This is a genomic window from Geofilum rubicundum JCM 15548, from assembly GCF_000974365.1.
Taxonomy (GTDB): Bacteria; Bacteroidota; Bacteroidia; order Bacteroidales; family Marinilabiliaceae; genus Geofilum; species Geofilum rubicundum.
The window spans coordinates 1-18,683 of the sequence record NZ_BAZW01000068.1; the positions used below are offsets into that span (position 1 = coordinate 1).

15 protein-coding genes are annotated in these 18,683 nt (G+C 41.5%); 4 read left to right on the forward strand and 11 right to left on the reverse strand.

The genetic code is table 11. The features are described from left to right. Nucleotides 1–485: 485 nt before the first annotated feature. Together rsgA and JCM15548_RS18155 are read right to left on the reverse strand one after the other, a co-directional pair. The gene (rsgA, locus tag JCM15548_RS18150; RefSeq protein ID WP_062128288.1) at nt 486–1,478 is read right to left on the reverse strand and encodes a ribosome small subunit-dependent GTPase A; all 993 of its coding nucleotides are present in this window, start codon (nt 1,476–1,478) and stop codon (nt 486–488) included. A gap of 349 nt (nt 1,479–1,827) precedes the next feature. Then, nucleotides 1,828–2,823, reverse strand: a complete 996-nt coding sequence (locus JCM15548_RS18155; RefSeq protein WP_157482934.1) for a hypothetical protein — start codon at nt 2,821–2,823, stop codon at nt 1,828–1,830. A gap of 471 nt (nt 2,824–3,294) precedes the next feature. Between JCM15548_RS18155 and JCM15548_RS18160 the strand changes: the two genes are divergently transcribed. Beyond that, nucleotides 3,295–4,638 carry a GntP family permease gene (locus JCM15548_RS18160; RefSeq protein ID WP_062128292.1) on the forward strand — a complete coding sequence of 448 codons (1,344 nt, stop codon included), beginning with the start codon at nt 3,295–3,297 and terminating at the stop codon, nt 4,636–4,638. A 287-nt stretch (nt 4,639–4,925) separates the two neighbouring features. Here the strand turns inward: JCM15548_RS18160 and JCM15548_RS18165 are convergent, their stop codons facing one another. The 9 genes from JCM15548_RS18165 to JCM15548_RS18205 all read right to left on the reverse strand — a co-directional run bounded on the left by JCM15548_RS18165 (nt 4,926) and on the right by JCM15548_RS18205 (nt 14,260). Further along, nucleotides 4,926–6,014 carry an ImmA/IrrE family metallo-endopeptidase gene (locus JCM15548_RS18165; RefSeq protein ID WP_062128294.1) on the reverse strand — a complete coding sequence of 363 codons (1,089 nt, stop codon included), beginning with the start codon at nt 6,012–6,014 and terminating at the stop codon, nt 4,926–4,928. A 38-nt stretch (nt 6,015–6,052) separates the two neighbouring features. Next, nucleotides 6,053–6,385, reverse strand: coding sequence for a type II toxin-antitoxin system RelE/ParE family toxin (locus JCM15548_RS18170; RefSeq protein ID WP_227626014.1), 333 nt, complete (start codon nt 6,383–6,385; stop codon nt 6,053–6,055). 159 nt (nt 6,386–6,544) lie between these two features. After that, entirely contained in the window at nt 6,545–7,492 is a 948-nt protein-coding gene (locus JCM15548_RS18175; RefSeq protein WP_062128296.1) for a HipA domain-containing protein, read from the reverse strand. Next, nucleotides 7,482–7,820, reverse strand: a complete 339-nt coding sequence (locus JCM15548_RS18180; protein WP_062128298.1) for a HipA N-terminal domain-containing protein — start codon at nt 7,818–7,820, stop codon at nt 7,482–7,484. Before JCM15548_RS18180 ends, JCM15548_RS18175 begins: the two co-directional genes overlap by 11 nt. After that, nucleotides 7,813–8,025 (reverse strand): helix-turn-helix transcriptional regulator, encoded by a 213-nt coding sequence (locus JCM15548_RS18185; RefSeq protein ID WP_062128300.1) that lies wholly within the window; start codon nt 8,023–8,025, stop codon nt 7,813–7,815. Before JCM15548_RS18185 ends, JCM15548_RS18180 begins: the two co-directional genes overlap by 8 nt. 286 nt (nt 8,026–8,311) lie before the next feature. Further along, entirely contained in the window at nt 8,312–8,500 is a 189-nt protein-coding gene (locus JCM15548_RS18190; protein ID WP_062128306.1) for a hypothetical protein, read from the reverse strand. 396 nt (nt 8,501–8,896) lie between these two features. Then, on the reverse strand, nt 8,897–9,127 hold the full coding sequence (locus JCM15548_RS18195; protein ID WP_083985244.1) for a hypothetical protein: 231 nt from the start codon (nt 9,125–9,127) through the stop codon (nt 8,897–8,899). A 250-nt stretch (nt 9,128–9,377) separates the two neighbouring features. Then, complete coding sequence (locus JCM15548_RS18200; protein WP_083985242.1) at nt 9,378–12,584, reverse strand: glycosyl hydrolase 115 family protein; 3,207 nt, start codon at nt 12,582–12,584, stop codon at nt 9,378–9,380. Next, nucleotides 12,524–14,260, reverse strand: a complete 1,737-nt coding sequence (locus tag JCM15548_RS18205; RefSeq protein ID WP_062128312.1) for a cadherin-like beta sandwich domain-containing protein — start codon at nt 14,258–14,260, stop codon at nt 12,524–12,526. Before JCM15548_RS18205 ends, JCM15548_RS18200 begins: the two co-directional genes overlap by 61 nt. Before the next feature lie 431 nt (nt 14,261–14,691). Between JCM15548_RS18205 and JCM15548_RS22345 the strand changes: the two genes are divergently transcribed. From JCM15548_RS22345 to JCM15548_RS18220, 3 genes are read left to right on the forward strand one after another with little or no spacing between them, the layout of a single operon-like run. Continuing rightward, on the forward strand, nt 14,692–15,714 hold the full coding sequence (locus JCM15548_RS22345) for a ligand-binding sensor domain-containing protein (protein ID WP_162198278.1): 1,023 nt from the start codon (nt 14,692–14,694) through the stop codon (nt 15,712–15,714). After that, complete coding sequence (locus JCM15548_RS18215) at nt 15,612–18,419, forward strand: sensor histidine kinase (RefSeq protein ID WP_157482936.1); 2,808 nt, start codon at nt 15,612–15,614, stop codon at nt 18,417–18,419. Before JCM15548_RS22345 ends, JCM15548_RS18215 begins: the two co-directional genes overlap by 103 nt. 5 nt (nt 18,420–18,424) lie before the next feature. Next, nucleotides 18,425–18,616 carry a helix-turn-helix domain-containing protein gene (locus JCM15548_RS18220; RefSeq protein ID WP_062128318.1) on the forward strand — a complete coding sequence of 64 codons (192 nt, stop codon included), beginning with the start codon at nt 18,425–18,427 and terminating at the stop codon, nt 18,614–18,616. Nucleotides 18,617–18,683: the final 67 nt, after the last annotated feature.

The following is an 18,683-nucleotide window of genomic DNA, read 5'->3' on the forward strand; positions in this document are numbered from 1 at the left end:
TACTGTCCGCTAAAAAACGGTAGCGCTGTCCGGAATCATCCGGTAGCACTGTCCGGAATAAAACGGTGGTGGTGTCCGGAATGACCCGGATTTTGCATATAGTCATATTATTTCAAAAAAAGAGAACCCATTTTTTTTAATTTAGGTTCGAATCCTTTTCATTAAAAATATTACCTTTGAAATGAAATAGAGTTCATTTTGAAGTGAGCTAAAACACACTAATCAACATAATCTGGGTGGACTTGCAGAAAACTAAGCTTAACGTCTCAGTTAAAACATTGAAAGAGTGGTATTTGAAGCCAAAAATTCATTTCCCTCTCTCTCCGCTGAAAAAGCCTGTAAGTATCAACTTACAGGCTTTTTTATTTTCTGATTGCACGGTATTTCTAAATGGTAAAGCTTCAAAAGGGATCATAAAAAGTACTAACAAAATCACCAATCCTCATCTTGATGTGGCACGATACCTAAATATTCTTTGTTTCATTTTAATCTTTGTTACGTTTCTGTATTTTTTTATAATTCTTGAGCATCTTACCAAAATCTTTATCTTTTTTGCGCTTTTCCTGAACTGATGATTCAAAGTGAGCACTTTCTTTAAAGAGTTTCAAATAATTCTGATAATAACTTTTTTCTATTTCTCCATTCTCTACTGCCTCAATTACTGCACATCCTGTGTCGTTATCATGATTACAGTCCTTGAACCTGCATTGTTTAGCAAAATCTGCAATCTTATCGTAGGTCGTGTCCAATCCATTTGAGCTGTCAGCAATTCCAACCTCTCTCATTCCGGGATTATCAATTAGAATTGAGCCATTATCCAACACAGTTAACTCACGATGTGATGATACATGTCGTCCTCTGTCGGAGGAAGCGCTAATAGCTTTTGTTTTCATGATGTTCTTCCCACTCAGATGATTCAGTAAGGTGGACTTGCCAACTCCTGAAGAACCTAGCATACAGTAAGTTTTACCACTTTTTAAGACTTGTTTTAACTCCTTGTAGCCACTTTCTGTTTCGTTGCTAATTGCAATAAACGGCACATTTTCTATTCGTTGCTTAATTTCACCAGATAAGACAGAAAGTTCCTCTTTACTGATTAAATCTGTCTTTGTAAGCAAGATAATGGGACTGATTTTCGAAGAGTTGCAAAGGGTAAGGTATCGCTCTAATCTGTTTATATTAAAATCCCTATTGGCAGATTGCATGATTAGTGCAAAGTCAATATTGGTTCCAATGATTTGAACTTCACTATTCTTGCCAACTGCCTTTCTTTTAATAATGGAGTATCTGGGAAGTACTTCATTAATTATTGCAAAGTCGACTCCGCAGAATATAAATGAAACCCAATCACCTACAGCCGGGAAATCTTCACGCCCGTTGGCCGAAAAGCGCATATTACCCGTTATTTCAGCATCAACTTCTCCCCTGGCTGTTGCCACAACATATCGTTCTTTGTGTTCTGCAATAATTCTACCCAATTCACAACCTTGAAGATGATCAAGCTGTCAGCGATAGCCTTGATGTTATCGTATCCGAAATTATTTAAATTCATTGTAACCGGATTTATTAGTGAATATTAATTTTGGGTATACTGAACCATAAAAGTGACACAGAGAACAACTCTTTGAGCACAATGTGTAATAATAAAAAGGACAAAAGAATTTTCACAGGGTGAATGTGATGGGCTATTCGCCAGGCTAATAGCCTGGCGGCAGTCTCCGCGATTGTCCACCGTTTTTTTTATAATCTGGAATATCACCACCCAGCATTTCCATTGCTTTGGGCAACCAGCTTTTCCCAATACTATCGTTCATATCCAGTGTGCAATTAATGAACATCAGGCCTGCAATAACCTCGGGGTTGCTTTTTAAATAAGCCTTTTGCAATAGAATGATTGGCTCCTTTTGGCCAGAGCCTGCCAGTAGCAGTATCATAAAGGCTGCCGGAGGATTTAGCTTTTTTATAGTTAAATATTACACCTACCAATGCACCAAATAGTAGCATTGAGGAAGTGGTTTCAATAAAGTGTGAGATTCTAACCATTTCAGGTAGTAATGGATTGGGAAGAACAATTTGGAAGCCAAACCCGCCAAATATCAACGCTAAAATTATTATCTTTCTACTTCTGGAACATTTTAAAATGTTATGGAATAAATATCCCGCAACGCCAAAAAGCATGCCTCTGAATGTGTGCACAATAACAAAGACCGGGTTACTTATATTTTGCCACATGGATTGAAAGAATCCAATATTTTCAATACTGCCCGTGTAAAACTGTCTGGTGGCTTCGAATTGCCAGGCGATAAAATATCCAAAGAGATTGTAGATGACAAAGTAAGCAAGGCCAATTAGCAGGATTTTAATGCCAGCCTGTTTATAGTTAGCGGCTTGTTTAAAAAAATGGATACTTGATGTTCTCTTTTTGCCAATAATTGCCAGGAAACCCGAAAACAAGCTGAAAGTAATTACAAATCGCAGAAAGATTCCTATAAATTCGCTAACATCAACCCCTTTAAAGGCATCTCCCCAGAAAAGCGACTCCAAAAGCCCCATCAGGGGATACATTATGAAGTGCGCAAGCAGTAGTTGAAAGAAGAGTGCAGTTCGTTTCTGATCCATATTTCTAAGGAGAAAAAAATAGCTAATAGAAATGTATAACGAATAAATTATTAGCAAGGGGAAGAATAGCTGCATCTCTTCGGGATTAATGCCTTTCAATAGATCCTCCGACACGGGGAAAAGCAGAGTTGGAATAATAAAAAATAGAACGAAAACCAAGGCAATTGAAAGTATTGCGATGATAGATTTGAGTGTATTTTTCATAATTATTAGTTTTAAAGCGTTTGCTTTAACATGTTCTGGGAAAATAAATTTAATGAGCTTAATGTCAACATCACTAGCAAAATAATGAAAATACTGTGATTGTTTCGAGTTTTCATTGATCAAGTATATTGTTTACGAGAGCAAAAGTATAAGCGAGGCTGTTGCAGAAAAAATAAATAAAGCCGAGGGTGTTCAATTAAAAGCTGATGGTGTATTTTTGGAGCCTGACGGGGATGAAAAGAATTTACAATGTAAGCCATCTTACTATTGAAAAATGTAAGCAGTTTCCATTAAAAATGGTCTAGCTCAAACGCCAACCTTACATCTTGCTGAAATCATCTTAATTTCAAACATATTATTATTTTTACAAGGGTTAGTAATAGCTTGTAAATAATTACAAAAACTAAATGGTCAATTTGATACAAAAAATCCAACAATGGTTTTTTAATGCGGCAACATAATCCTTAAACCATGATAGATTACACACTTCTGATCGCAGTTTTATCGGGCATAGCCATCCTTTTGCTCCTGATTATTTACTTCAGAATTCAGGCATTTATTGCTTTACTGATAGCCAGCATCTCGGTTGGGGTTATTGCCGGAATGCCTTCCCTGGAAATTATCTCCACCATGCAAAAAGGGATGGGCGATACACTGGGCTTTGTGGCTGTAATTGTTGGTTTGGGAGCCATGTTTGGTGCTATATTAGAAAATTCGGGAGGTGCAGAAGCCCTGGCGCGTTATCTTTTGGAAAAATTTGGAGAGAAGCGGGCTTCCTGGTCCCTGATGCTCACTGGATTTTTTGTGGCCATTCCCGTGTTCTTTGATGTGGGTTTCATCATACTAATGCCATTGGTTTATTCCCTGCAAAGAGAAACAAAAAAATCGCTGTTGCTTTACGGACTCCCGCTCCTGGCCGGACTGGCAATTACACATGCCTTTATACCTCCAACGCCCGGTCCTGTGGCAGTGGCTGATATATTGCAGGCCGATCTGGGATGGGTCATCATGTTTGGCCTGGTTGCCAGTATTCCTGCCGCCATACTTGGCGGCCCCATGTTTGCCCGCTATATTTCAAAAAAAATTCACATTGAAGCTCCTGATATAACGGATGGTGAAACGGCTAAAACCACATTCCCGCCTGTGGGAATGGTAATCGGCATTATTGGAATTCCGATATTTTTAATCGTTGCCAACACATTGCTGAACGGTCCGGTCTTTAGTGAAGGCCTGATTCCGGAAACAATAAAAACATGGATAGGACTTCTTGGTCACCCTTTTACGGCACTCATCCTGGCCAATCTCATTGCCTGGTACTTTTTGGGAATCAGGCGAAAAATGAAAAAAGATGCGCTATTAAAAATCACAACCAGATCGATGGAACCAGCCGGCATAATCATTCTTCTCACCGGAGCTGGCGGGGTATTCAAACAAATGCTGGTAGATACAGGAACGGGTGAAATGTTGGCAGCTTATTTTACCAATTCAGGTGTGGGCCTGTTGATGATTGCATTTACGGCAGCCGCTTTGGTGCGCATCATGCAAGGCTCTGCCACTGTTGCCATGATTACTGCAGCCGGCCTGACAGCACCATTGTTGACTACCGGGATAGGTGAAGCAGACAAGGCGCTACTGGTAATAGCCATTGCCTCGGGCGCCACCATCATGTCTCATGTCAACGATAGCGGATTTTGGTTGGTGGGAAAATATCTGAGACTTACGGAAAAACAGACATTCAGAAGCTGGACAGTAATGACTACGATTTTAGCTCTGACTGGCTTTGCGACGGTGTGGGTGATGTCGTTGTTTGTATGAAGGGTATGGGCTAAGGATTATTAATGATCAATTTAAATCTCAGTTTTATTCCCTTGGTAACATGAAGTGAAACTGATGATGCCGAAGCTGTATTTGAACATTTCTTTGACATCAAAATCCTCTGGGCGATTGAATTTTTTAGTAGTTATCTCCAAATCAGATAGCCGGTCGAGGGCGAAAGTGCGAATGACTCTTTTCAGGCATTCCGCGAAAAATTAAAAGAGAGAATTTCGAATACAATCTGATTGCTTTTAAATTTTTCCCACAGATAAAACATAGAACAACCCTTACTCAAAAAGCGAAATCTTAACCTTTAAATCGTTGAGATGGGCAAATGGCAGCACTTTTTCGTGTTGGAGTTGGCCAACTATAATCCCGGGGTGGCACATGTGTTCTTTTGCGTATTCAACAATAATGGATTTATCAATTGTGTTAACCATTAACTCTGATAATGCTTTTTGCGGGAAAAGGAATTTTTGAGCATAAAGATTGGCTTCTTGCTCCTTTTGAAGATCCAGGTTGGAGCCTTTCAGGTCTTCCAGGAATATTTCTTTCTTGCTATGTTTCAGGATGTGTGCTGCTTCATGATAAAAAGCAAACCAGAAGTGATCATTTGTTTTGTGGCGTCCGGTTAATTGAATAATAGGGTTGCCACCCATCCACCATGTTGCTCCGCTCAAAGGAGCTTTGGGAAGTCCAGGGGTGAACGTCAGAGCAACACCGGCCATAGTACATTTCTTTTGCAGTTGCTCCCTGAAATCTTCTGGCTGAGAGGCGACTATTTCTTTGATTTCCTCTAAGACCGTAGTAAATGTTTTTGCATCATAGCATGGTAATTTTAGACCAAGGGCTTTAAGCTCGCCGATACGCAACCATGAAGAAATAGCATGCACTGAATGGTCATGAGCCATGGATACTTTGAATGCTGTTGCTACACGGTTTTCCAGATAGGTTTTTTCCCATTGTTTGGGAGAAGCAACACCAAAAAATCGAAGCAAGGCATCGGTTAACTCTAATGATTCTCTTGTATCGGGCAAAAAACCCATTTTTTTTAATTGCAGAAGAGGAAATTGTTTGACCCAGTCCGAACAAGTTTCCAGAAATTCTTCCTGCTCAATTCTCATGAGTTCTTCCCTATAGGCATTTTCGCGATTAATCCAAAAGCTCAAGGGTATGCCTAAAACCCTCTCTAGTAAGAGTGCGGTATTCCTGGTAAGCGGTTCACGACCTTTTATCAAATCATTCAATTTCTCTTTTGATCTCCCCATACGCCGAGCCAACTCAGCTTGAGACATTCTAATTTCGTCAATGGTTTCTTGTATAGTGTCTCCGGGAGGAGAAAGCATTTCTTTTCGTAAAGTCAAATAATTTTTCATAGCTGTAGTTTTCTATTGACGTCTGCCAAAAGGGTGTTTTAATGATAATCTTCAGTACCCAAAATTTGAATGTCAGTAACTCTTATTCGGTCAATACTGCTGTCTTCTTTTCTGGGTACTGGGTCGTGATTAGGCTCAAAAAGTAATCGGTGATTGTTTGAAATATCAACTGCAAAACTTCCTTTTTTATCACCGCTCAATTGATGACATCGAGCAGCTGGAATTGACATTAAAACGTCAACATTGTCAGAAGACTTTAGCTCTTCCATTCTTTGATTAACCTTTTTAGCCATATTACCAAATGCGCGTTTCATTTGGGATAGGTCAGTTAATTGCTTTTCTAGCTTCTTGGTTTTAAAGGATAACTCCACTGCAAATATATTAATATTAACGGAAAAGGTTAATAAAAGCTTTGGAAATGTACGAAATATTGATGCATTAAAAAAAAGCATTTACGCATTCTTCAGGTAATAATATCAATTCATTCTGGTACAAGAATAAAAGAAGTCCTATGATTCATTATTTTAATTTTAAGGCCAAAGTCGCTTACCCCTCTCCTCTATTAACTCCCGGTACTCCATCTTTTTATCTTCAGGTAAAAAAGATTCATCTATAAAGTCAAGCACTATTGGCATGGCTTTTTGAAATCTTTTAAAAATATTGTTGACTTGCTTCTGATTCAAATTCAGACCATTAGTCAAATGTAAAAAATCGACCGGTTTCAACTTCCGCTTTCTGCCATTTAGCGTTAACGCCATTTCTTCAGGATCTTCTTTTTCTGAAATTACCAATCTGGTGGATAAAAGATCATAAGCAGGGGCCAATTGAGTTAATCCACTCTCTGAATCAATTATTGAGAAGTTTTTCAAGTGCATATCTGCATTTCCGGTTAAGAACGAAAATAGCGTCAACTCAAAGAATACCTGTGCATCAAACAAAGGATTCGATGAATGCTTCAAAATGACTTTCCCAACCTGCTCCATAGATCCTTTATACTTATCCTCAGTCAATCGCTCACTTAATTGGCACAAATCTTCCATCGGCAGTTTCTGTCCTCCAACACGATCTATTCTTTTAGTAATATAGGCCAACTCTCCGGATTTAAGTCTGATTAATGAATGTGGTACAACATTAATTTTAAAGAGTCCGGCTAAATGCATGGTTAAATCTTCATTCTCCGGTAGGTTTGCAAATTGTTGCGTAGGAGGCTTCAGGATGTAATTACCTAAAACACCTACCAATGTCAGCCGGTTTTCTTGTCTCCTGCCTGGTTCAAAATGAAAAGACAACTTGGCTTGCACCCCAGGAACCGTTACATGACTTTGAACCACCTTTTTTGCCAAATCAAGCATCTGATCCAAAGAGTAGTCCAATACAGGAGCTTGTGCCGCTCCAAATATCTTTTTAGAGCACTTAGCATGAAAGTCATGGTCACTTTCATCCAACGGTTGATAGCAGTATAAACATTTATTGCCCATTGGTATCTTCATTAAACGGTACCACAGAAACAGCTCCAATACAATCTTTACAACAAACTAAAAGCAAACCCATTCGGTCATTGGCCTTTAATTTCCAATTATCTACAGCCACATCCAACAACCAACCTTCCGGAATCAAACCATCAAAGAAAGGAAAAATCGTATTCGATGAGTAAGGATGTTCAGAAAGTGGTAAAGTTTTACTTACCGGCCATTTCTCTTCATTTGACAAGTATTCTTCATCATATGAGAATCGATAACCTGTTTCAGTCTCTTCGATAACTCCGGCCAAATAGGCCTTAAAAAAAACTTTTCCTTTTCTATTCATCGCTCAATAATTTTGTTTCAACAGGGGCCATTTTATGACCAAACAAAGCCAGAACTTCATTAACTTTATCCATCCTCAAAGTCTCTTTTCCTTGTTCCAGATCCCGGATAAAACGCAAACCAACTCCGGCACGCTCAGCTAAATCCTGCTGAGTTAGTCCAAGTTGCTTTCTGCGTTGTTTTACAAATAATATTAGATTGAGCATATTCTATACCTTTTGGGGTATAAATATAGCGAATAATTTTATCTTATACCGATGGGATATAAAATATTTTCTGATTGCGTATTTATACCTTATGGGGTATATTAACTATGGAATGAGAATCAACCTCCAGAGCCCAACATCACATAAAAATCTACAAAAAAGGTTACCATGAAAATGGCAACCTTTCTGTATTTGTTTTAATGGAACAAAATCATTTATTGACCTGCATCCTCTGCCAGCATGCTGCGGATGGATTTTTCTATTTGCCCGCCACAGTATTGGTTCCTTAATCCTTGTTGCTAACGCTCCAAATCACAACACCGGCAATGGTAATTAACCCACCCAGAAAAGCAATGGCATTAAGGCTCCTCTGAACTTTCTTAGCTTTTTCTAATTGCCTATGTCCAAGTCCTTTATCCTCGATAAAACGTTCTAATCTGTTTATCCGAGCTTCAAATTCTTCTTTTAAATCCATAACATTGCAATTTTAAAGGGTTTCAAATAGCTTATTAATGGAATAAGCTTAAACAAAGTATAAGTTACCCAATTTCAGGAAGAATATCAAATTTTTTATTCTGAGCTGTATTTTTCAATGGCAACATTCTTTCGGAATTCCCTCCCGCTGGGATTGAAGGCTAAAACACGACAGTTGGCCATTCAGCCCTGTCCCTAATCACGCAACGTCTAAGATTCTTTATCTTATTTGAATAAGGATACAGTGTAGGATTTATGGCAATCTAATCAATCACTTCTTCAAAATGATTGTCAATCTTAGAAGCTATAACAGCACCAAACCTATTTAGTACATAATCTAAGATTTCTTCATATTCAGAATATGCTCTTGTTGAATAACGAACTTCAAAGGCATCTGTTAGAAATTATATTTTTCTTTAATCTTATTCCTAACCTCTGATCTTGTAATAGATTCGCCTTTGTCAAGTTGAGCAAGCCCCTCATGGATGGCTTCTTTATCTGCACCGCTTACAGCATCCCACCAGTCGCTCCTTTCTCTTTGAACCATTTCCATCCGAGCTAAAACCTCTTCTTCTTGAACAGATGAAATCCAATTGATTAAGTTTAATTTCCTTGTTTCTAAATTCATAACTTCCATCTTTTTACCCTAACAAATTTAACGATTTTCATTTGGATTTATTTCTAAAAAACAGGAAGATAATTCTCCATTGGGTATTTCTATTACAACAACAGGAAGTGTCGATTAAAACTCTGCTTGGTGATGGGCACTGAAAAACCAAAATTCCCTATAAACAAGGGCCGCCCTTTAAAAGGCGGCCCCTGGATTCACAATCGGTAAGTGTTACAGGCGTGTTTTCCTGTTAAATCTGATGACCTGTTTATGTTTTTATTACTTTAAATGGCTTTACATCGCCATCAACATTGACTGTAATGATATACATCCCTGCTTGCTTAACGGTGATTTCAGAGGAGTTTGCAACCGAAACCATATGCAATACCTGCACGCCCTTGGCGTCGAAAACATCAATAACAGCACCTGGTTTTGCCATGACCATAAAGTTTCCGGATGTCACGGTGGGATATACATAAACACCGGATACATCCTCTTTATTTAAGCTATTGACGCCATCGCCGCAAATATTACGAACAGGTTTAAGACTGATGTAATCTAACAAGACCCAATAATTGGTCGCTGAGGCGTTTTTTCCGGTTACCTGGAAACGAATATACTTTGGTCCATCAGAAGTGAAGGTGACCGGAAGCGCTTCGAGATCGATATAGAGTTCACTGCTGCTGTAAAGATCGAAGGGACTCCCAATATTGGTATAGGGCCCACCTGCCTCTTCAGCAACTGAAAGTTGAACAATGCCGCGACTGCCCCACTTCTTAACCCTTACCTGCATCATATAGTCCGTGGCCTTTACATCAGGAATAACCACTGTTGCGTAATGCCCCACGGCGGTAGATTGAATATGAAGACCTTTTCCTTCACTGGCCGGAGGATCGGTGTATGTTACAACCGATGTATTCGATGCCAGAACACTCAGGTCTTCCGCCTCGTAAATACCATCGGTTTTTACGGTGATTTTATCCAGAACCACCCCGGCATCCACCATAAATATCTTAACAGTCTGCAACCCCGGTTCTGTTATCCGATGCGAAGAAGTCCCAATGGAAGCGGCTCGTAAGGTATTCACATTCCATGTTGAAGAATACTCATTGGCATGAATGTCTATGATTTTCGGTGCGTCCCCATTCAGAGATACAGCGTAGCGCAAACCCTCATGATCCGAAGTAATCCGGTGGGTCGGGAGACACTGGGTTTTAATCTTTACAGGTCCGGTGGTGAAAGCATGGAATTGGTAAGTAAGCGTCGGAGCTGATGACAGATTTCCGGGATCAAGGCTGGGCGCAGTGACCGGAAGAATGGTCATGCCATCTTTGGATGCCGTAGCCCTGTTCACAGTTCGCCATCCAACACCATTGGCATCCGTGCGCTCATGGTAGTTCTCGGCCTCCATGACAACTTGACCATTGTCTTCCACAGCCTCGGGCAGAGAACTGAGATCAAGGTCCTGCGGATTGAAAACACTCAGGTTAACAAGCTGCTGAGACCCGTTGCTTTCAATGGTAATGGTGCCCGGCACATCACAACCGAACGGCGCATTATCCCAATCAATGCTGACCATGATTCTTGTGTCGGCCTGACCACTAACCTCGCTGAGAATAACCCAGGATTCATCGGAATGGGCCGTCCACGACACGGGAGAACTGCCGGTATTAAACACATCGATAAAATACTGCGAATCTGCTGGTCGGTTAAAGAGTGGAAGCTTTCCTGGCGTCCCTTTGACCAATGGGGATTCGGAACCTTCAATGGCGACACCCAGACCTGGCGTTGAAGATGGGGCGAAACTGCCGTAGGACGGTTCAATAAAAGGATTTTGCGTCTCTCTGGCCCAATTGGGTAACTGTGATATGTTCATTGGGTTGAGCATATAGTCCCATTTTCCATCGGCATTGACCTTGTTGTAAAAGGCCACTTCGGCAAGAAGTGCATCATGGGCAGACTTGGCTTCGGCGGCCAGCACATTGGTGGCGGCGCGCTTCTGACGGGCCCATAAGCGACTGCGCTCTGCCAAAAGTATGCGCTGATTCACCTGTTGAGAGGCCCTGATTTGAAACAAAACCATCCCGTAAAAAGCGGACTTATCTTCTGCAGGAAGCATTTCATAAATGGCATTGGCATCAGTTGTCAGACGGGCAAAATCGTCGAGACGATTTTGCGCTTCGTCGCCGTTATCAACAAAACTAAAACCACTATTGGAGCGATCCAGATGCTCTGGACGTTTAACGATGTTCAGCTGGTAATATCTGTCCAGTATTTCTGCAATGGCCTCAGCGTGCGTGGGACCAAAAGATTGAGAAACCCACTCTGTGAAATAGGCATGCTGGTCAAAATTGCGAAAAGCTTCAGGATTCCTGGCCATGCGCAGGAAAAAGTCCGTGCCAATTTCCATGGGTTTGAGGTCTCCGACATTTACCAACCAATAATTGTTGGCCTCAAAATCCCATGCTTTCAACATTTCAGAGCAAGTCATCCCGGGAGGCGTGGTAGAGAACCAAAGGTAGCTGCGTGGTACCCCCCAATAGGAAAGATGATAATACACACCGGATCCACCGGAACGCGCCCTTTCCTCAGCCGTTGAAAGCTGACGAATGTAACCATGGTTATCGTCGGGCCACACAATGGTCATATCGTCTGGCAATTGAAGGCCTGACTGGTATTGGACAAGGGTCTCCTTGTAGGGTATAAAAATCTGTGGAATTTCGGTAGGATCTGCATTCACATGCTCAGCAATCATTTGTCGCTGGTCGGGAATAATCTCATTCTGTATTTTCGCGGCTTTCTGTTCGTTGGTAGTACCGGCAGGGGCAGCCATGCCACTGTCATCCCGTCCGCGCATGCCTATGGTATAAATATTTTCATACGAAGCCGTCTCCCGAACCCGGTCTTCCCAGAATTTGTAAATGGTCTCCCGGTTCGTCCAGTAGTTGTATGGCCCTAGAACACTTACGTCGTATTCATGACTGTTGGTCATCATTGGTTCGTGGTGGGAGGTGCTGATAACAATGGCATAATCATCGGCCATTTCCTTGTTCCCGGGAACCTGGTAAAAGGGCACCGTTTCCACAGGAAACTCATGCATGGCCGGCCATATGCAATTGGCATGCAGCCGAAGCAGTAATTCGTAAATAGTACTATAAGTCTTGGGGCCAATGTTGCCCACTTCGGGTTCGAAGGTGTTGGCCGCCCAAGGGTTGAGTCCCCAGTCCTCATCATTGAGGAATATGCCTCTGTATTTAACACCAGGCGATTGTTGGGTATAACTACCGGCCACATAAAGGGCCTCTTTCTGTGGCACAGCAACGTCGCCCCAGAAATACCAGGGAGAAACGCCCATGGATTCGGAGAGGGCGAACACACCAAAGGCCGTTCCCCGACGGTCACTACCAGCGATAATCAGTGCCCTGTCAACACCCGCCATTGGATTATCCACACAGCGGCCGTGTAGGCTTCCCATTTGCCCTCAATGGACGAAACATCTATTTTACCAGCTGCAACCAACCCGTCAACCAGCGGGCTCATTCCTATTGTACCAATAAGAACAGCCTGGGATGCGGATGGCGCATCTGTAGAAACCGTTGGCAGAAGTCCGGTAATCCTTTGAACATCATCGCGCAGCGCGTTTGCCGCAATGCCAACAACAGCCGCATCTGCAGCACTGTAATAGATACGCGCGGTTGTTTCGTCTCCGGCAATACGCAAGGCTTCAGTCGATCCAGTAGCGGAAACCGCCATAAATGGAACATCCATATAACCTGAAACAGTAGGGGCGTTTCCTCCATCGTAGGCCTCCCATTGGCTGGAAGTACTGTGTGGCGAAATGGCCGACCATTTTATCGTATAGGTTTTTTGGCTACCATCTTCGGCGGTTACAACAATATAAGAAGTCGCTTCGTTGTACACAAGATCAAGGCTTCCAGCGCCGGAAACAGTGGCTGCGGCAGAGTTGGCCTGAGCTGTAACCATGACTTCTGTAGTTCCTTCCGGCACCTCCAGGGTATAAAAAGTGACTTCAGGATCAAAAACAGGAGAAAGGGTTCCTGCATCAACCGACAACTCAGATAGAGTTGCATCCATATCTGGCAATTCAGTAGTGATATGAATCGTGTAGGTTTTGGAATTTCCGCTTTCAGCGGTTACAACAACCTCTGCTGTTCCTTTGTCGTTAATCAAGGTAACATTTCCATCTCCGGAAACCAATGATGTGGCAGAGCTGGCAACGGCCTGTATGTTTACCGCAGTTGTTCCTTCATTAATGAGCAGGTAGTAATCCGTCACCTCAGGGTCAAAAACAGGCACGAGCGTTCCGACATCAAATGTCAATTCGGATAAATTATCATCATTGTCAATTTTATACATCTGGAAGTTGTCGACATATACATTGTCGCCAGCTACACCAATCTGCCAGTTGTTTAACCAAAGGTTGGCACTGTTATTCAGAGAGGTTACTTCTACAACAGTACTCACCTGTTCCCACTCGTTGGTCTTTGTCGTTTCAGTTAAAACGCTGGTACCATTGATAGAGTGTCCAATTTGGGCTTTACCCGAACCTTCTACATAAAACATGGCAGAAATTTGGTAAAACGCTCCCGGCTCGAGGTAATTGGCGACGGTATTAAAGTCGATAGACCCTCCGCCAGCTCCGGTGATTTTGGCGCTTGTATTGCCACAAAAAACAAAACCAGGATCGGTATTAATACTTCTGGCACCCCAACCGCCATAGAAACCGCTAAGGGCTGTCATTAATGGATTGGGTGCCAGATTTACCCGATCGTTAAAAAGGGCCGCGTAGCAGTTTTCATGGGCCATAAAAACATGGTAACTTTTTTTTGTTGTACCATCTTCAGCCGTTACGGTAATGGTGGTAAGTTCCTGATTGGCCAATGAGATTACACCGCCTCCGGAAAATGAGGCACTTCCTTCATTTGCCAAAGGACTAACGGTAACCGCTTCAGTACCATCAGGAACAAGCACGACGTATTTGGTAATGTCAGGATTAAACGCAGGTGTTAATACACCGATGTCGATATTAATGTCGGATAATGTCGCATCCGTACTTTGCGCCCGGCTTAAACCGGTCGAAAGCAATAAAGACATGAAAACAAATAAGGTGGTGAAAGTGATTCTTTTCATAAAACTATGTTTAAGTTGTTTTTCAGTTTGTCTACTATCATATAAAATTACTCAAACCTAATTGATGTAAAGAATTGTAAAAGGGAATTGACCGACGGTATTTGGTCTCTGAAATAATTGTGGCTTAATTTTGAAAGAATAGCATCCCTTCCCGGGATGGGCTCCTTTTTCACGGATATCCCTTGTCCGTCAGCCATACAGCAACTTTTTCATTCAGGCAAAAGTATGGTCTCCCGGTGGATACACATCGGCCATTTTAAGGAATTATACTATATTTGAGTGATGCCTGACCATTGTCCCGCCTAAAAACCTCCAGAAGTAATTATGAGTATATGATAACCAAAGAAAAGAACCTATTGTTTCTCCTCCTTTCCCTGTCTGTTTCAATGGAATGTGCTTTCAGCCAACAAATTCCATTTGAAAGTCTAACCATGAGAGATGGCTTATCCAGCTATTATGTGACAGATATTACGCAAGATAAGTCTGGTTTCTTATGGTTTGCCACCAAACATGGCGTAAGCCGGTTCAATGGTTCAAAATTCACTCTCTATTACAAAGATACTTCCGGAGAAGCCTTGAACAGCAACGAAATTAGTGCCATAAAGGCGGACACGATACACAATAAGGTGTGGATAGCCCATCGATGGAATGGCATCAATGTATTCGACGGTGTAAGTGAAACATTTTCATCGTACAAGCACGACAAAAACAAGCACAATTCATTGATTTCTAATGAAATTTTAGACATCTGTATCAGCTCCACAGGCGATGTGTGGATGGCCACTGCCAAAGGCTTGCAATTGTACGATGCGGCCAATGACGGCTTTACTCATTTCAACAACACAACGGTAAAAGGCTTTCCTGATGATGTTGTTTTAACTTTAAGCGAAGGCCCAAACGGGGAAATTTATTTGGGGCATTTGCAACATGGTTTTTCTATATTTAATCCGTTTACCCAAGAAATAAAAAACTATAAACACGCCACAACTGGCAAAAACACCCTTCCCGATAACACGGTAAACGCCATTCATGCAGGTCCACCATCAAAGGTCTGGCTGGCCACCAATAGCGGCTTATCCCAATTTGATTGGGCCACAGAAAAATTTCAGAACTTCAGGGATATTGGCGATATCCATCCGACGATTAAGAAGCGGGTTTTGCATGTCTTTCAAGACAAAAATGGACGGGTTTGGGCAGGAACAGAATCCGATCTTTGCTACTTTGACATCCATGATTTTGAGGAGATAGTGGCCGAAAAAAAGGATGTCAACCACATGTTTATTCAGGATATTTATCAAGGCATCTCCAATCCAACTGTTCTGGTGGTATTTGAAGACGCTTTTGGGAACATTTGGATTGGATCCAATGGAGCGGCGCCAGTTTTATTACCAACAAACCCTCGTTTTTTAACAGCTGGACCATCGACAAAATCCCCGGCACAATTAACGGACTGAATGACAAAGAAGTGATGACGATTTGCATCGATAAAAATGATAACATTTGGATGGGGACAGATGGGGGCGGCATTAATGTCAATAAAAAAGGTATAAACGCTGAATTCTACTCAGCCAAAACAGGAGATGTTTCATCCAACTCTTTCCTGGCATCATTAAAAGACGCCAATGACGACCTTTGGTTTGGTTCGCAGCAGGGAATTGATATTTACAGGCATCACGAAAAGCGTTTTGTCCACTATGCGCCTATGGCCCAAAATGCCATTATCACTTCTCTGTTTGAAGATGAGAATAGGAATATCTGGATAGGGAGTAATGAAGGAATTGAAATTTATAATTTAGCCAGTCATCAAAAAACGCACCTGAACACCAACAACAGCGCGCTTCCGACTAATGAAATCAGGGCTATTTCAGAGGATATTAATGGAAATATATGGATTGGCACCCTTAATAAAGGGGTGGCTCTTTATCAACCTTCAAGCAAGGAGATGCTGTATCTCAGCAAGGATACCATTCTTTGTGAAGGTCGCATAAATCAAATATTCAGAGATTCAAAAAACCAAATGTGGGTGGCCACTAATGATGGACTGTTTTTATTCCCCACCAGCCAACTGGACAATTTCAGGATATATGATTCGAAGAATGGACTGGCTAGCAATCTGATTAGCTCTGTTCAGGAGGACGATGAAGGAAATATTTGGGTGAGTACACACGATGGCATCAGTTGTCTGCTTGTGAATGACAACCGTTTTCATAATTACGACCATACCGACGGGGCCTTATTTGGAACCTACATGACCAATTCGACAGCCAAATCTTCAGATGGAACCATCTATTTTGGAAGTATTAACGGGGTTTGCTTTTTTAACCCTAAAGACAAAGAAATCAAAAAAGAAATCCCGCCAGTGGTTTTTAATGAATTTATGATCCATGGAAAAAGTATGCAAGGTGAAAACAATGAAGTGAACTTACCGGTACAAAGGGGCGAAATGGAACTTAATCATGACCAAAACATTTTTAGTGTAGGTTTTAATGTAATGGACAAATCGCTTCAGGGAAATATTGAATATGCTTACCGCATGGAGGGCTTAAGCCAGTCATGGATAAATATTGGTGACATGAATGTGGTTACCTTCCGGGATATCCCCTATCGTAATTACGATTTACAGGTTAAGGCACGGTATAAAAACGACCCCTGGAAGGATTCGTACACAACTCTTTCAATTAAGGTTCACCCACCCCTTTGGCAAAGTTGGTGGGCGAAAACCTTATATTTCCTGAGCTTTTCCCTGATCATTTTTTTTATGATACGGTCGTATAAACGACGGTTGAAATTAAGAAACGCTTTAGTTCTGGAAAAGGAAAGAGCTCAGAAACAGCTAGAAATGAAAGAAGAGCGACTGGTCTTTTATTCAAATATCACGCATGAATTAAAAACACCTCTGACTTTAATGTTAGGACCTCTCGAAGATTTGCAGAACAAAGCAGACCTGCAAAAAGAGCATCAAAAAAAGATATCGCTCATTCACAAAAGCACCATTCGTTTGCTAAGTTTGATATCTCAAATACTTGAGTTCAGAAAAACAGAGACACACAACAAGAAACTTTACGTTGTAAAGGAAGATTTGGCCGATAAAATACGTGAGGTGGTTATGAAATATAGAGAGTTGAACAGGAACAAACACCTGTCCATTGAAGTCAAAATTGAAACGCCTCAGACGGTCATTTATTTCGACCCTGAAGTCATCACAATGGTTCTGGATAACCTGATTTCCAACTCATTAAAATTTACACAAAAGGGCCATATAACCGTCACCCTTCATTCGGTCCGTGCAAACAACCTGGATCATACAGAAATCGAAGTGTCAGATTCTGGTTGCGGGATATCAGAAGAAGACTTGCCACATATTTTTGAGCGCTATTACAACCCCCGGAAGAAAAAAAACACGCCTGGATTTGGCATTGGGCTTGCCTTTGTAAAAAACCTGGTGGAACTGCATGAAGGAAAAATATCTGTTGAAAGCAAACCCAATAAGGGTGCCATTTTCCGGGTTCGCCTAATGACTCAGAACGCCTATCCCGATGCCAATCACATAGTGAATGCTGTACCGGATAAAACCGTGCATATCAAAAATAAGCCCATTGTTTTAATCGTCGAAGATGACCATGACATGAGGGGATACATCGCAGATGCTTTAAAAGGGGGTTACGAAGTTATGATTGCCGGTGATGGCAAGACCGGACTCGAAGCAGCCCGGGAAAGCATTCCCGATTTGATTATCAGCGATATCATGATGCCGATTATGGATGGCATCGAATTTTGTCAACAAATTAAAAACGATCTAGCCACCAGTCATATTCCCGTCATATTGCTCACGGCCAAAGACGATATTCAGGACAAAACAGAAGGATACTCCTCAGGGGCCAATTCCTATATAACGAAGCCGTTTAACGAAGCCCTATTGAGAAGTCGCATTTCAAATTTGCTCGAAGAACGTAAAAAGATCGCTGCCCTATTTTCTTCGGGGAAAACAATCAAACGCTCGCAAATGCAAGAGTCCTTAAATCAAATTGACAACGAATTTTTAGAAAAATTCACCCGCTTAATTGAAAGCAATCTCAAGAATGACAAGATAAACACGCCCGAAATTGCTCAGGAATTATCCATGAGTTACTCATCTTTATATCGCAAGATAAAAGCCTGACGGGCATGTCAACGAGTGAGTTGATTCGAAAAATAAGGGTTCAAAAAGCAGAACAATTACTACTGTCCGGCAAATACAATATCACAGAAACGGCCAATCTGGTGGGCCTCAATTCAATTTCGTATTTCCGGGAATGTTTCAAAGAAGAATATGGCTTATCGCCCTCGGAGTATATTAAAAAGATAATGGAAAGATAAATCCTCCGGAAGTGAGAGAAAAGCGACACAAGATATTTCTTGTGTCGCTTTTCGATTTTAGTTAATT

What these genes read in the sequence shown, in the direction of transcription:
- JCM15548_RS18155 (WP_157482934.1), bottom strand. Translation starts at nt 2,823, where the DNA reads ATGAAAAATACACTCAAATCTATCATCGCAATACTTTCAATTGCCTTG.
- JCM15548_RS18160 (WP_062128292.1), top strand. Translation starts at nt 3,295, where the DNA reads ATGATAGATTACACACTTCTGATCGCAGTTTTATCGGGCATAGCCATC.
- JCM15548_RS18165 (WP_062128294.1), bottom strand. Translation starts at nt 6,014, where the DNA reads ATGAAAAATTATTTGACTTTACGAAAAGAAATGCTTTCTCCTCCCGGA.
- JCM15548_RS18175 (WP_062128296.1), bottom strand. Translation starts at nt 7,492, where the DNA reads ATGGGCAATAAATGTTTATACTGCTATCAACCGTTGGATGAAAGTGAC.
- JCM15548_RS18180 (WP_062128298.1), bottom strand. Translation starts at nt 7,820, where the DNA reads ATGAATAGAAAAGGAAAAGTTTTTTTTAAGGCCTATTTGGCCGGAGTT.
- JCM15548_RS18185 (WP_062128300.1), bottom strand. Translation starts at nt 8,025, where the DNA reads ATGCTCAATCTAATATTATTTGTAAAACAACGCAGAAAGCAACTTGGA.
- JCM15548_RS18190 (WP_062128306.1), bottom strand. Translation starts at nt 8,500, where the DNA reads ATGGATTTAAAAGAAGAATTTGAAGCTCGGATAAACAGATTAGAACGT.
- JCM15548_RS18195 (WP_083985244.1), bottom strand. Translation starts at nt 9,127, where the DNA reads ATGAATTTAGAAACAAGGAAATTAAACTTAATCAATTGGATTTCATCT.
- JCM15548_RS18200 (WP_083985242.1), bottom strand. Translation starts at nt 12,584, where the DNA reads ATGGGAAGCCTACACGGCCGCTGTGTGGATAATCCAATGGCGGGTGTT.
- JCM15548_RS18205 (WP_062128312.1), bottom strand. Translation starts at nt 14,260, where the DNA reads ATGAAAAGAATCACTTTCACCACCTTATTTGTTTTCATGTCTTTATTG.
- JCM15548_RS22345 (WP_162198278.1), top strand. Translation starts at nt 14,692, where the DNA reads ATGAGAGATGGCTTATCCAGCTATTATGTGACAGATATTACGCAAGAT.
- JCM15548_RS18220 (WP_062128318.1), top strand. Translation starts at nt 18,425, where the DNA reads ATGTCAACGAGTGAGTTGATTCGAAAAATAAGGGTTCAAAAAGCAGAA.